This window comes from Silvania hatchlandensis (assembly GCF_025564065.1).
GTDB lineage: Bacteria > Pseudomonadota > Gammaproteobacteria > Enterobacterales > Enterobacteriaceae > Enterobacter > Enterobacter hatchlandensis.
The window spans coordinates 1-14,142 of record NZ_JAMGZK010000043.1; the positions used below are offsets into that span (position 1 = coordinate 1).

14 protein-coding genes and 1 pseudogene are annotated in these 14,142 nt (G+C 54.7%); 2 read left to right on the plus strand and 13 right to left on the minus strand.

Going from position 1 to position 14,142, the window contains the following annotated elements; translation table 11 throughout:
* Together M8014_RS06665 and fhuE are read left to right on the plus strand one after the other, a co-directional pair.
* On the plus strand, window positions 1–97 hold a 97-nt coding region (locus M8014_RS06665; protein ID WP_071890408.1), incomplete at its 5' end, for an IS3 family transposase.
* Window positions 98–128: 31 nt separating this feature from the next.
* A pseudogene (fhuE, locus tag M8014_RS06670) lies at window positions 129–2,162 on the plus strand (ferric-rhodotorulic acid/ferric-coprogen receptor FhuE); the annotation flags it as partial.
* A 156-nt stretch (window positions 2,163–2,318) separates the two neighbouring features.
* On the opposite strand, the gene ptsG reads toward fhuE, so the two are convergent.
* The 13 genes from ptsG to rpmF all read right to left on the minus strand — a co-directional run bounded on the left by ptsG (window position 2,319) and on the right by rpmF (window position 14,126).
* A complete protein-coding gene (gene ptsG / locus M8014_RS06675; RefSeq protein WP_271281746.1) occupies window positions 2,319–3,752 on the minus strand; it encodes a PTS glucose transporter subunit IIBC in 1,434 nt (477 codons plus the stop codon).
* A 297-nt stretch (window positions 3,753–4,049) separates the two neighbouring features.
* Window positions 4,050–4,844 (minus strand): metal-dependent hydrolase, encoded by a 795-nt coding sequence (locus M8014_RS06680; protein WP_271281747.1) that lies wholly within the window; start codon window positions 4,842–4,844, stop codon window positions 4,050–4,052.
* A 10-nt stretch (window positions 4,845–4,854) separates the two neighbouring features.
* Complete coding sequence (gene holB, locus M8014_RS06685; protein ID WP_271281748.1) at window positions 4,855–5,859, minus strand: DNA polymerase III subunit delta'; 1,005 nt, start codon at window positions 5,857–5,859, stop codon at window positions 4,855–4,857.
* Window positions 5,856–6,497: a dTMP kinase gene (gene tmk, locus M8014_RS06690; RefSeq protein WP_271281749.1), complete on the minus strand. Its 642-nt coding sequence runs from the start codon at window positions 6,495–6,497 to the stop codon at window positions 5,856–5,858. The genes holB and tmk overlap by 4 nt, the downstream gene beginning before the upstream one ends.
* Window positions 6,487–7,509 (minus strand): cell division protein YceG, encoded by a 1,023-nt coding sequence (gene yceG, locus M8014_RS06695; protein WP_271281750.1) that lies wholly within the window; start codon window positions 7,507–7,509, stop codon window positions 6,487–6,489. The genes tmk and yceG overlap by 11 nt, the downstream gene beginning before the upstream one ends.
* A gap of 2 nt (window positions 7,510–7,511) precedes the next feature.
* On the minus strand, window positions 7,512–8,321 hold the full coding sequence (gene pabC, locus M8014_RS06700; protein ID WP_271281751.1) for an aminodeoxychorismate lyase: 810 nt from the start codon (window positions 8,319–8,321) through the stop codon (window positions 7,512–7,514).
* 142 nt (window positions 8,322–8,463) lie between these two features.
* Window positions 8,464–9,705, minus strand: a complete 1,242-nt coding sequence (gene fabF, locus M8014_RS06705; RefSeq protein WP_271281752.1) for a beta-ketoacyl-ACP synthase II — start codon at window positions 9,703–9,705, stop codon at window positions 8,464–8,466.
* Between the two features lie 89 nt (window positions 9,706–9,794).
* Window positions 9,795–10,031: an acyl carrier protein gene (gene acpP / locus M8014_RS06710; RefSeq protein WP_003857954.1), complete on the minus strand. Its 237-nt coding sequence runs from the start codon at window positions 10,029–10,031 to the stop codon at window positions 9,795–9,797.
* Window positions 10,032–10,185: 154 nt separating this feature from the next.
* Window positions 10,186–10,920, minus strand: coding sequence for a 3-oxoacyl-ACP reductase FabG (fabG, locus tag M8014_RS06715; RefSeq protein WP_271281753.1), 735 nt, complete (start codon window positions 10,918–10,920; stop codon window positions 10,186–10,188).
* Window positions 10,921–10,933: 13 nt separating this feature from the next.
* Complete coding sequence (gene fabD, locus M8014_RS06720) at window positions 10,934–11,863, minus strand: ACP S-malonyltransferase (protein WP_271281754.1); 930 nt, start codon at window positions 11,861–11,863, stop codon at window positions 10,934–10,936.
* A gap of 15 nt (window positions 11,864–11,878) precedes the next feature.
* Complete coding sequence (locus tag M8014_RS06725; protein WP_271281755.1) at window positions 11,879–12,832, minus strand: beta-ketoacyl-ACP synthase III; 954 nt, start codon at window positions 12,830–12,832, stop codon at window positions 11,879–11,881.
* A 6-nt stretch (window positions 12,833–12,838) separates the two neighbouring features.
* Window positions 12,839–13,873, minus strand: coding sequence for a phosphate acyltransferase PlsX (gene plsX / locus M8014_RS06730; RefSeq protein ID WP_271281756.1), 1,035 nt, complete (start codon window positions 13,871–13,873; stop codon window positions 12,839–12,841).
* A 79-nt stretch (window positions 13,874–13,952) separates the two neighbouring features.
* Entirely contained in the window at window positions 13,953–14,126 is a 174-nt protein-coding gene (gene rpmF / locus M8014_RS06735) for a 50S ribosomal protein L32 (protein ID WP_106992734.1), read from the minus strand.
* Window positions 14,127–14,142: the final 16 nt, after the last annotated feature.

Sequence of the window (14,142 nt, forward strand, 5' to 3'; positions counted from 1 at the left end):
GTTTAATTATATCGAGTGTGATTACAATCGCTGGAGACGTCACAGCGCCTGTGGCGGACTCAGCCCGGAACAGTTTGAAAACCAGAACCTCGCTTAGGGCCGTGTCCACATTACGTGGGTAGGATCATTCTGCCTCTGATGACAGCCAGGACTACAGCGTCAAAACCACGACCGTGGGCACCAAAATGCAAATGGTCCAGCGTGATATTCCGCAGTCGGTGACCATCGTCAGCCAACAACGCATGGAAGACCAGCAGCTGCAGACCCTGGGCGACGTGATGGACAACACAATGGGGATCAGCAAAGTCAGTACTGACTCCGACCGCAGCAACTTTTACTCCCGCGGTTTTGCCATTGATAACTATATGCTCGATGGCATTCCCACCTATTTCGAATCGCGCTGGAACCTGGGTGATTCTCAGTCAGACACGGCGCTGTATGAGCGCGTTGAAATCGTACGTGGCGCAAACGGTCTGATGACCGGAACAGGCAACCCGTCTGCGGCGATCAACATGGTGCGTAAGCATGCCACCAGCCGCGAATTTAAAGGTAATTTGTCTGCAGAATACGGTAGCTGGAACAAACAGCGCTACGTGATGGACATGCAAAGTCCGCTGACGGAAGACGGCAATCTTCGCGGCCGCATCGTGGCGGGATATCAGGACAGCGACTCCTGGCTCGACCACAATAACCAGAAACGCACCTTCTTCTCCGGTATCCTGGACGCCGATCTGGGCACCAGCACTTCGTTATCCGCCGGCTACGAATATCAGCGTAACGACACCAACAACCAGACCTGGGGTGGCCTGCCGCGCTGGAACACCGATGGCAGCGTCCTGCATTACGATCGTGCCCACAGCACGTCGCCTGACTGGGCGTACAACGACAAAGAGTTCAACAAAGTCTTCTTTACCCTGAAACAGCGCTTTGCTGACGACTGGCAGGCGACGCTGAATGCGACCCATACCGAAGCCAAATTCGACAGTAAGGCGATGTATATTGATGCCTTTGTCGATAAGAGCACTGGCAACCTCGTCGGCCCGTACGCGAGTTACGGTCCAGGTTATGATTACGTTGGCGGTACCGGCTGGAACAGCGGTATTCGTAAAGTGGATGCGGTGGACCTGTTTGCAGACGGTGGCTATGAGCTGTTAGGCCGTCAGCATACCGTAATGATTGGCGGCAGCTTCAGCCGTCAGACAAACCGCTATACCAACTCCTGGGCGAACGTCTACCCGGATGAGCTGGGCAATTTCTACGACTATAACGGCCATTTCCCGGAAACCAACTGGGGATCGCAGTCGCTGGCACAGGACGACACCACCGACATGAAGTCGGTCTATGCGGCAACCCGTATTTCGCTGGCCGACCCGCTGCACCTGATTCTGGGCGCGCGTTACACCAACTGGCGCGTCGACACCCTGACCTACGGCATGGAGCAGAACCACACCACGCCTTACGCGGGTCTGGTCTTCGACATCAATGACAACTGGTCGACCTACGCCAGCTATACCTCTATCTTCCAGCCGCAGAACTACCGCGACAGCTCGGGTAAATACCTTTCCCCGATCACCGGTAATAACTACGAAGCCGGCCTGAAATCCGACTGGATGAACAGCCGTCTGACCACCACGCTGTCCGTGTTCCGCATTGAGCAGGATAACCTGGGCCAAAGCACCGGCCAGATGATTCAGGGCTCCACGGATACGGCATACAAAAGCGTAGACGGCACCGTGAGCAAAGGCGTTGAGTTCGAAATCAACGGCGCGCTGACGGATAACTGGCAGATGACCTTCGGTGCAACACGTTACGTCGCGGAAGATAACGAAGGCAAAGCGGTTAACCCGAACCTGCCGCGTACCACCGTGAAACTGTTTACCAGCTATCGTCTGCCGGTTATGCCTGAGCTGACCGTTGGCGGTGGCGTTAACTGGCAAAACGGTGTGTACACTTACCAGGATACCCCGTACGGCACCTGGCGTGCATCGCAAGGCAGCTACGCGCTGGTGGACCTCTTCACGCGTTATCAGGTCACCAAAAACTTCTCCCTGCAGGGTAATCTGAACAACCTCTTCGATAAGACTTACGACACCAACGTCGAGGGTGAGATTGTTTATGGCGAACCGCGTAACGTGAGCGTAACCGCCAGCTATCAGTTCTAATCATTAACCCACTGTTTAAGGGAGCCAAATGGCTCCCTTTTTTACGTGTGGTGGCTATGCTCTGGCTCAGGTAAGCGCAGCGCCACCGGGCGTTTCATAAACCGCAGACATAAAAAAGGCAGCCATTCGGCTGCCTTAGTCTCCCCAGGTCACAACTTAGTTGTTGCGGATGTATTCATCCATTTCGGTTTTCAGGTTATCGGATTTAGTACCGAAAATTGCCTGAACACCCGAACCTGCAACAACAACGCCCGCTGCGCCTAATTTTTTCAGGCCAGGTTGGTCAACTTTAGCCACATCGGCAACGCTCACACGCAGACGAGTGATACACGCGTCCAGGTTAGTGATGTTGTCACGGCCGCCGAAAGCTGCAATCAGCGCTGGCGCCATTTCGCTGGTAGACGTTGATTTCACGTCGTCAGACGCATCTTCACGGCCTGGTGTTTTCAGGTCCAGTGCTTTGATCAGCACGCGGAAGATGGTGTAGTACAGCACCGCGTAGCACGCACCCACGATTGGGAACAGCCACAGTTTGCTGCTGTTACCAGACAGTACGATGAAGTCGATCAGACCGTGCGAGAAGGATGTACCGTCACGCATACCCAGCAGAATACAGATTGGGAATGCCAGTCCTGCCAGTACCGCGTGGATGATGTACAGGATCGGCGCAACGAACATGAAGGAGAACTCGATCGGCTCGGTGATACCGGTCAGGAACGAGGTCAGCGCTGCGGAGATCATGATGCCGCCCACTTTTGCACGGTTCTCTGGTTTAGCAGAGTGCCAGATTGCAATCGCAGCAGCCGGCAGACCGTACATTTTGAACAGGAAGCCACCAGACAGTTTGCCTGCAGTTGGGTCGCCAGCCATGTAACGAGGGATGTCGCCATGGAAGACCTGACCTGCTGCGTTGGTGTATTCGCCGATCTGCATCTGGAAAGGAACGTTCCAGATGTGGTGCAGACCAAACGGTACCAGGCACCGCTCAATGAAGCCGTAGATACCGAACGCCACAACCGGGTTCTGGTAAGCAGCCCACTGGGAGAAGGTCTGGATTGCGGAACCAATCGGAGGCCAGATGAAGGAGAGGATCACGCCAGTGAAAATCGCCGCCAGACCAGAAATGATTGGAACAAAACGCTTACCAGCAAAGAAGCCCAGATACTCAGGCAGCTTGATGCGATAGAAGCGGTTAAACATATAGGCCGCAATCGCACCCGAGATAATCCCGCCCAGAACACCGGTATCAGCCAGGTGTTTTGACGCGATCTCTTCAGGTGGCAAGTGCAGTACCAGAGGTGCAACCACAGCCATGGTCTTAACCATGATGCCGTATGCAACTACAGCGGCCAGTGCAGATACGCCGTCGTTATTGGTGAAGCCAAGCGCAACGCCGATGGCGAAGATCAGTGGCATGTTAGCAAAAACAGAACCGCCTGCTTCGGCCATCACATGAGAAACTACGGCTGGCAGCCAGCTGAAGTTTGCAGAACCGACGCCCAGCAGGATACCTGCGATAGGCAGTACGGATACTGGCAGCATCAGCGATTTACCGACCTTCTGCAGGTTAGCAAATGCATTCTTAAACATAATTGAGAGTGCTCCTGAGTATTTGTGCTTTTTTTACGTTTTCACGCATTGGCCCGGGGGGAGAACCGTGCCGTGGACAGGACATCTAAGCGCCCTTTATTTATTACACAGAGTAAAATAAATCCGCGTATCTTTGTTTGACGGCTATCACGTTTCAGCTTAAGGCCTCTGAAAAACTTTCAGAATTTTACAAAAGCTGTTACTAAATGTCTCCAGAAAAGCCTTCACCGCCCCAAAAAGGGCGGTGAACTGTACTCGCTTTGATTATTAATTACGAGCCTTAAAAAAACAGGCTAATCAGGCAGATTGCAGGCGGGAGGGGTTGATGTGAAACAAGCTGGCAAAGTTATCAGTGGTAATGCGTGCCAGTTCTTCAACCTCGACGCCTTTCAAAACGGCCATATACTCGGCCACATCCCGTACCATCGCGGGTTGATTTTCTTTACCGCGATGCGGTACCGGAGCCAGATACGGGGAATCTGTTTCCACCAGCAGGCGATCGAGCGGTACGTAGCGCGCAGCCTCACGTAGCTGCTCCGCATTACGGAACGTCACGATCCCGGAAAACGAGATATAAAAACCCATATCCAGCAGCTTGCCCGCTGTTTCTCTGTCTTCTGTGAAACAGTGTAGTACGCCACCACAATCCGTCACCTTTTCTTCTTTCAGGATCTGAAGCGTATCGGCGCGCGCATCGCGGGTATGGACGATCACTGGCTTGTTCAGCTCCCGGCCTATGCGGATATGATCGCGAAACGACTCCTGCTGGCGGGGTTTTGTTTCCGGCGTATAAAAATAATCCAGCCCGGTCTCCCCCATAGCGACGACGCCCTCTTCCGCCGCCATGCGGCGTAAATCCTCAACGTCGTAAGCTTCGTCCTGGTTCAGGGGATGGACGCCGCAGGAAAACACCACGTTGTCGCGTACGCCCACCAGTTCGCGCAGGGTGCGGTAGCCAGGTAAGGTCGTGGCCACGGCCAGACAAAATTTCACGTCGCGGGCGGCGGCTTTCGCCAGCACGTCATCGACGTTTTTATGCAGGGATTGATAATCCAGGCCATCAAGATGGCAGTGTGAGTCGACTAAAAACATAATGTCTCTCTCAGAGGTGAGAAATGGGCAATGTGGTGCCCGGTTGCAGGTAATGCTCAAAAGTGAGTAACAGGTCAGTCAGAACCAGCTCCCGGTTCAGCCCCGTTACGCTAAGAAGGTGTTCCCGACACTGGCACACGTCACTAAGCATAGCGCGCAGCGCCACGCCCGGCAGGCGTTGCGCGAGGTTGCTGACGAGCGGCCAGGCATCGGCATTGCTGAGCAGGGTCGCGCCCTGCTGAATTTTGAGTGCGTCAAGCAGCAAGGCCGCGAGCCAGTGCAGCCGTTCGCTCGCCTGATCATGGTTTAACACTGACAGCAAACTCAGCCAGTCGCCGCTATCAGGCACTGCACCGAGCGTCTGACAAAGCAGCTCCCGCTGCGCCCAGACCTTCTGCTGCAATAAGTCCAGCGCCGCGGCAGGCGCGCCGCCGCACAGACGCAGCGCGCTCAGCGCTGCCTCTTGTGACACCGTCACTTCTCGTGCAAGCCAGCTGATTGCCCAGGCTTCCGGCGGTACGCTGAGATGATGCAGACGACAGCGGCTACGCAACGTTGCCAGCAGTCGGCCCGGTTCACGGCAGGCCAGCAGGAACCAGGTATTCTCTGGTGGCTCTTCCAGCGTTTTGAGCAACGCGTTGGCCGCCGCTTCGGTGAGCTGGGCGGCATCTTTCAACCAGACGACTTTTGCTCCGCCAAGACGCGCGCGTTCGTACAATTTTTCGTTAACTGCACGCACTGCATCGATGCCGAGGGAGGTTTTTCCCTTCTCCGGCTCCAGCGTGTAATAGTCCGGGTGCGTCTGGGCCTGCATCAGCTGACAGCTCCGGCACTGGCCGCAGCTTTTATGTCCCTGTGGGTGCTGGCACATCATGTAGCGGCTGATGGCGTAGATCAGCGCATCATCGCCCATACCCGACAGCGACTGAATCAGTAACGCATGATGCCCCCGTCCAGACTGATAGCTGTTGACCAGCTGCTCAAGGTGCGGGCGCAGCCATGGATACCATTTCATGCCTGTTGTTCCTGCAGCCAGTCGGTGATCGTGTTACGAATGTCATTCAATACATCGTCCAGCGGCTGTGTGGCATCAATGGTGCGGATGCTGCTGTCCTGCGCGGCAAGTTCACGGTAACGGGCACGCGTACGATTGAAAAAGTCCAGCGACTCCTGCTCAATGCGATCCAGTTCACCGCGCGCGCGGGCACGCTTCAGGCCCACTTCTGGCGTGACGTCGAGGTACAGCGTCAGGTTCGGACGAAAATCTCCCAGCACTGCATCGCGAAGCGTCGCGAGCATCTGCTGGTCAATACCACGACCGCCGCCCTGATAGGCTTGGGTGGAGAGGTCATGGCGATCGCCAATCACCCAGCAGCCGCGTGCAAGCGCGGGCTTAATCACCGTATCAACCAGCTGCACGCGCGCGGCGTAGAACATCATGACTTCTGCTTTGTCAGTAATCACCTCATCGCCGACCGATTTTATGTCCAGCACCAGGCTGCGCAGTTTTTCTGCCAGCTGCGTGCCGCCCGGTTCGCGGGTGAAGATCATCTCTTCGATGCCTTGCTGTTTAAGCGTCTCAACCACCGTATTCCGTGCGGTTGTTTTTCCGGCGCCTTCCAGCCCCTCAATGACGATGTAATTACTGCGCATTTTTTTCCTTAAGTGCCTTCAGATAGTCCTGGACCGAACGATTATGACCGGCAAGATTGGTGTTAAATGTGTGTCCACCCTTTCCGTCGGCGACGAAATAGAGATACGGCGTTTTCGCCGGATGTGCGGCAGCCGTCAGTGACGCCTGACCCGGCGTGGCGATCGGTCCCGGCGGTAATCCGCTAATGACGTAGGTATTATAAGCCGTTGGGGTTTCCAGGTCTGCACGCGAAATCTTGCCTTTGTAGTTCTCCCCCATTCCGTAAATAACGGTCGGGTCGGTCTGCAGGCGCATGCCAATACGCAGACGATTAATAAAGACCGAAGCAACCTGATCGCGCTCGTGGGCAACCGCAGTCTCTTTCTCGACGATGGAGGCCATGGTCACAAACTGGTTTTGATCCTGATACGGCAGACCGTCCATCCGCCCTTCCCAGGTTTTATCGACTGCCTCGACCATTTTCTTGTGCGCACGCTGAAGCAGGGCCACATCCGTGGTGCCAGCGGTATACATCCAGGTATCGGGCCAGAACCAGCCCTCTACCCACTCGGGATGGTCAAACTTTAGCACCCTGGCCACGGTCTCATAGCTGTCGTCCGGCAGGGTGTGCTTGATATAGGGGGCATTACGCAGCTGCTGCAGGTAATCGCTCAGCCGCATCCCTTCTACCAGACGAAGCGGGAACTGGGCTTCTTTACCGCTTTCGAGTAACTGCAGCATCTCGGTGACGGTCATTCCCGGGGTCAGGCGGTACGTTCCCGCTTTGAAATGCGACAGCTCCGGCTGCACGCGCAGCAACCACTGGAAGACGCGCGGACGGTTAATGATCTTATCAGCATACAGCTGATCGCCCAGCGCGAGGCGCCCGGTGCCCGCTTTCAGGGTGAAGATGGTCTCTTCAGCGATAAGAATTGGGCTGCCCGCCAACTGGCGAACCTTCCACATCCCCACGCCAGCGGCGATGCCCAGCACGACAATGACGAGGAGAATAAAACGTAGCATTTTCTTCATGACTATCTGGTTTGCTCACACAGAGGGGCTAAAAATGAGTACAACTCACGCGATGACAAGCGTTGAGAACCATACTGGCGGACTGGGATCACCGGCATCAGGGCATTACAGACGACTATTTCGTCAACGCTGCTCAGCGCGGCCTCACGCTCGTACACTTCGACAACGCGGGATCCCGCGAGTGCCAGCTGTTGCAGACAAAACTGTCGCATCAGGCCGTTCACCCCTGCCTGATCCAGCCGGGGGGTAAATACATCACGGCCCCGTCGCCAGAATAAATTTGCCGCACAGCATTCCGTAATGAACCCGTCGCTGTCAAGAACCAGCGCTTCATCGGCGGTTGTCTGTTCAAGATGGGTACGGATCAGCACCTGCTCAAGGCGATTAAGATGTTTAATTCCGGCAAGCTGCGGGTTACGTCCCAGACGGACCGGACTTAACGCCAGGGTAATCCCCTCGACGCGCCAGCGATCGTAATGGACAGGATAAGCGGAAACGGAAAGGATTCGCACGGGATGCTGGCAGTTGGCCGCGCTGTAACCTCTGCCGCCGCTGCCACGGCTAATAATGACTTTGAGCACGCCGCGCTCAACACCCTGCGCCAGCTCAATCATTTCGCCAGTCAGTTCCTGCCACGCGGTATAAGCGATGAACAGTTTTTCGCAGGCCACCTGCAGGCGTTGCAGGTGAGCATCAAGCATACAGACTCTGCCCTCTACAATGCGCGCCGTGGTAAAACAGCCGTCGCCAAACTGGATAGCCCTGTCACTCGCCGGAAGAACTGCCTGCTTCATGCCATTTATCAAGAACATGGTGGCTCCTTAAAGGTGGTCGGCTAGTTTGGCAGGATGAAATGCCTGGGACAAGGGAAGAAAACTGAATAAAAAAGGCCCGACAAGCGGACCTTTTTTATCAATTTGTCGGGTAGCACAGTGGCTAACCCGACTGACAGCGTCAGACCTTTTTAAAGATCAGAGAGCCGTTGGTGCCACCGAAGCCGAAGGAGTTACACAGGGTGTACTCCAGACCGCTGACCTGGCGTGCTTCGTGCGGAACGAAGTCCAGATCGCAACCTTCATCCGGGTTATCCAGGTTGATGGTTGGCGGAACAGCCTGATCGCGCAGCGCAAGGATGGAGTAGATAGACTCTACTGCACCCGCTGCACCTAACAGGTGTCCGGTCATGGATTTGGTGGAGCTCACCATCACACGGCTGGCTGCATCGCCAAACACAGACTTAACGGCCTGCATTTCTGCTTTGTCGCCCGCGGGCGTAGAGGTACCGTGCGCATTCACATAGCCAATCTGGCCCGGTTCAATACCCGCATCGCGGATAGCGTTAACCATTGCCAGTGCAGCACCTGCTCCGTCTTCCGGCGGAGAGGTCATGTGATAAGCATCGCTGCTCATGCCGAAACCAATGATTTCTGCATAAATTTTTGCGCCACGTTTCTTCGCGTGTTCGTACTCTTCCAGTACGACCATGCCCGCACCGTCGCCCAGCACAAAACCATCACGGTCTTTATCCCACGGACGGCTTGCCGCCTGCGGGTTGTCGTTACGGGTAGACAGCGCACGCGCAGCACCAAAACCACCGACACCCAGAGGGGTACTGGCTTTTTCAGCACCACCGGCAACCATAGCATCTGCATCGCCGTAAGCGATGATACGCGCCGCCTGGCCGATGTTGTGCACGCCGGAAGTACAGGCTGTCGCGATAGAGATGCTAGGGCCACGCAGGCCGAACATGATGGTCAGATGACCGGCCACCATGTTAACAATCGTTGACGGAACAAAGAACGGGCTAATCTTACGCGGGCCACCGTTTACCAGAGAGGCATGGTTTTCCTCGATTAAGCCAAGACCGCCAATCCCGGAGCCGATAGCGGCGCCGATACGGGTTGCGTTCTCTTCCGTAATTTCAAGGCCAGAATCCTGCATGGCCTGCCAGCCTGCAACAATTCCATATTGAATGAAGGCATCCATCTTGCGCTGTTCTTTGCGCGAGATGATTTCTTCACAGTTAAAATCCTTTACTAAGCCAGCAAATTTCGTTGCATAGGCGCTAGTATCGAAATGGTCGATTAGGCTGATGCCACTCTGACCGGCAAGGAGAGCTTTCCAGGTGGACTCTACGGTATTGCCGACAGGAGATAACATGCCAAGTCCGGTCACAACTACACGACGCTTAGACACGCTTGTCCTCCAGGGAGGGAAAAAAAGAGAATCGGGGGACTACACAAGAAAAAACACAGGCGGTCGAATGACCGCCTGGAGATGCTCACTTACGCCTGGTGACCGTTGATGTAATCAATGGCAGCCTGAACGGTGGTGATTTTCTCAGCTTCTTCGTCCGGAATCTCAGTATCAAACTCTTCTTCCAGAGCCATTACCAGCTCAACGGTGTCAAGAGAATCTGCGCCCAGGTCTTCAACGAAGGAAGCGGAGTTCACAACTTCTTCCTGCTTAACGCCCAGCTGTTCGCCAATAATTTTCTTAACGCGTTCTTCGATAGTGCTCATACTCTTAAATTTCCTATCAAAACTCGCTTTCGCGATGGTTTTCGTAGTGTATAAAATGTTGAAAAATTTGCAACTAAATCCCGGCAGGTCGTACCACGATTTTGCGTTATTCTGAGGCCATTCACCCTAATAACGCAAATCTTTTTGATCGTGGTTAAACCATGTACATTCCGCCGTTAACGTGGAGAGTCTCACCAGTGATGTAACTCGCTTCGTCAGAGGCTAAAAATGCTACCGCGCTGGCGATTTCTTTAGGATCGCCAAGACGACCCGCAGGAACTGCCGCCAGCGTACCCGCACGCTGATCTTCAGTCAGCGCACGCGTCATGTCCGTTTCAATAAAGCCCGGAGCAACAACGTTTACCGTAATACCGCGAGACGCAACTTCGCGCGCCAGCGACTTACTGAAACCGATCAGACCTGCTTTCGCCGCAGCGTAGTTAGCCTGACCAGCATTTCCCATGGTACCAACCACAGAACCGACAGTGATAATACGTCCATGACGCTTTTTCATCATAGCTCGCATTACCGCTTTTGACAGACGGAATACAGATGAAAGATTGGTTTCGATAATATCGTTCCACTCATCATCTTTCATTCGCATCAGCAGGTTGTCGCGAGTAATCCCGGCATTATTGACCAGAATATCCACTTCGCCAAATTCTGCGCGAATGTTTCCCAGAACAGATTCGATAGATGCAGGATCGGTCACATTCAACATCAGACCTTTGCCGTTCGCACCCAGATAATCAGTGATCGCCTGCGCACCGCTTTCGCTGGTTGCAGTACCGATCACCGTCGCGCCGCGCGCGACGAGCGTTTCAGCAATGGCACGGCCAATACCACGGCTTGCGCCGGTGACCAGTGCGATTTTTCCTTCAAAACTCATGGTATTCCTCTTCTTACTGCGCGAGTGCCGCTGACAGTGCTTCCGGCTCATTAATGGCCGACGCGGTCAGGGTATCAACAATACGTTTTGTCAGACCGGTGAGGACTTTACCCGGACCTGCTTCATACAGGTGCTCAACGCCCTGCGATGCCATAAATTCAACGGTTTTGGTCCACTGAACCGGGCTGTACAACTGGCGAACCAGCGCATGACGGATAGCCTCTGGCGCGGTTTCACACTGCACATCAACGTTGTTTACCACCGCGATAGCCGGTGCATTGAAGGTGATTTTTTCCAGTTCGATCGCCAGTTTCTCTGCAGCAGGCTTCATCAGCGCGCAGTGGGACGGGACGCTAACCGGCAGCGGCAGCGCACGCTTAGCACCGGCAGCTTTACAGGCAGCACCAGCGCGTTCAACCGCTTCTTTGTGACCGGCGATAACCACCTGGCCAGGCGAGTTGAAGTTAACCGGTGAAACCACCTGCCCGGCGGCTGACTCTTCGCACGCTTTCGCAATAGCAGCATCATCCAGACCGATAATAGCCGACATGCCGCCGGTCCCTTCCGGTACCGCTTCCTGCATAAACTTGCCGCGCAGTTCAACCAGGCGTACCGCGTCAGCAAATGCAATCACACCTGCACATACCAGCGCAGAGTATTCCCCCAGGCTATGGCCTGCCAGCAGCGCAGGCGTTTTGCCACCCTGCTGTTGCCATACGCGCCACAGGGCCACCGATGCGGTCAGCAGCGCTGGCTGCGTCTGCCAGGTTTTATTCAGCTCTTCGGCTGGCCCCTGCCGAGTCAGCGCCCAAAGATCATAGCCCAGAGCATCAGAAGCTTCACGGAACGTCTCTTCGATTACCGGATACTCTGCCGCTAAACCCGACAACATTCCTACGGCCTGAGAACCCTGGCCCGGAAACACAAAAGCAAACTGCGTCATTATTTAATCCTTATACTAGAAACGAACCAGCGCAGAACCCCAGGTGAAACCGCCACCGAAGGCTTCGAGCAACACCAGTTGGCCCCGTTGAATTCGTCCATCGCGCACCGCTTCGTCAAATGCGCAGGGTACCGATGCCGCAGACGTATTGCCGTGACGATCCAGTGTCACCACAACGTTATCCATAGACATGCCGAGTTTCTTCGCAGTAGCGCTGATGATGCGCAGGTTAGCCTGATGCGGCACCAGCCAGTCGAGGGCGGAGCGCTCGAGGTTGTTGGCTTCCAGCGTTTCATCAACGATATGCGCCAGCTCGGTGACCGCCACTTTGAAGACTTCATTACCCGCCATGGTCAGGTAGATTGAGCTGTCCGGATTAACACGATCTGCGTTTGGCAGCGTCAACAGCTCGCCGTAGCGGCCGTCCGCATGCAGATGTGTCGAGATAATGCCCGGCTCTTCAGATTGTCCCAGCAGAACTGCACCTGCACCATCACCAAAGATAATGATTGTCCCACGATCTTCTGGATTGCATGTCCGCGCCAGCACGTCAGCACCGATCACCAGCGCATGCTTAACTGAACCGGATTTCACGTACTGATCGGCAATGCTCAGCGCATAGGTAAAGCCTGCGCAGGCAGCCGCCACGTCAAACGCCGGGCAGCCTTTAATGCCCAACATGTTCTGTACCTGGCACGCCGCGCTTGGGAAAGCATGGGTCGAGGACGTCGTCGCGACAATAATCAGACCGATGTCTTCTTTATCGATACCCGCCATCTCCAGCGCGCGCTGGGCAGCTTCAAAGCCCATGGTGGCAACCGTTTCATCTGGCGCGGCAATACGACGTTCACGGATACCTGTACGCGTGACAATCCACTCGTCAGACGTATCTACCATTTTTTCCAGATCGGCGTTGGTTCGCACTTGTTTTGGCAGATAGCTGCCGGTACCTAAAATCTTCGTATACATGTACGCTCAGTCACTTTTTGCTAATACAGATCCCAGGCGAGCGGCAATCCGCTGTGGGACTTGTCGCTGCACCGCCTGCACTGCCTGTTCAATCGCGACGGAAAACGCTCGCTGATTGGCGGCACCGTGACTCTTAATCACGATGCCGCGCAATCCTAACAGACAGGCGCCATTATACTGGTCGGGGTTGAGGTGACTGAATCGCCGCGCCAGGCTCTTTTGTAACCAACGCTTCAATAAAATCAGCCACCATGACCTTTTTTTCCCCTCTCCCTGCGATTTAAGCAGAGAAAGAAACATTCTCACCACCCCTTCCATGGTTTTCAGTGTCACGTTACCTGTAAACCCGTCACACACCAGGACATCCGTTTTTCCGGTCAATAATTCGTTGGCTTCAAGATAACCAATATAGTTGATGGACGGCTCGTTTTTTAGCCGCTCTCCCGCTTCACGAATGCTGTCGAGACCTTTGGTCTCTTCTTCACCGATATTCAACAAGGCCACCCGAGGGCGGGAAATTCCCAGTACTTCTTCAGCCAGCACCGAGCCCATCACCGCAAATTGCGCCAGCATCACGCTATCGCAATCGACGTTGGCACCTAAATCAAGCACCACCGTTTTGCCCTTTTGCTGATGCGGCAGTACCGTCACCAGCGCCGGGCGCTCAATCCCATCAATGGGCTTGAGCAGTAATTTTGCCAGCCCCATCAGTGCGCCGGTGTTTCCCGCGCTAACGCACGCTTGCGCGCGTCCATCTTTTACCAGCTCAAGTGCAATACGCATTGAGCTGCCGCGACTGTTGCGGATGGCCTGCGAAGGCCTGACATCACTGGCAATAACTGACTGCGCAGGAATAATCTGCAGACGCGAACGTTGTTCGAAGTCAGCTTTTGCGAGTAATGGCGTGATTGCGTCGGGGTTTCCGACTAATAGAAGAGTGAGTTGCGAATTAGAGTTCAGTGCCTGCAATGCTGCAGGCACTGTCACAGAAGGGCCAAAATCACCCCCCATGACATCTAACGCCAGGGTTAGACGTGTCAAGGTATCGTCACAGCCTGGTTCGGTATATCCCCGCTTGCACGGGGAAACCCTCACTAAGCTTAATCACGCAAACGCGTGATTACTTAGTGATAACCTTGCGGCCGCGGTAGAAACCGTCAGCAGTGATGTGGTGACGCAGGTGTTGTTCACCAGAAGTCTTGTCTACAGACAGGCTGGTAACTGCAGTCAGCGCGTCATGGGAACGACGCATGCCACGTTTGGAACGGGTTGGTTTATTCTGTTGTACGGCCATGGACCTTACTCCTTAA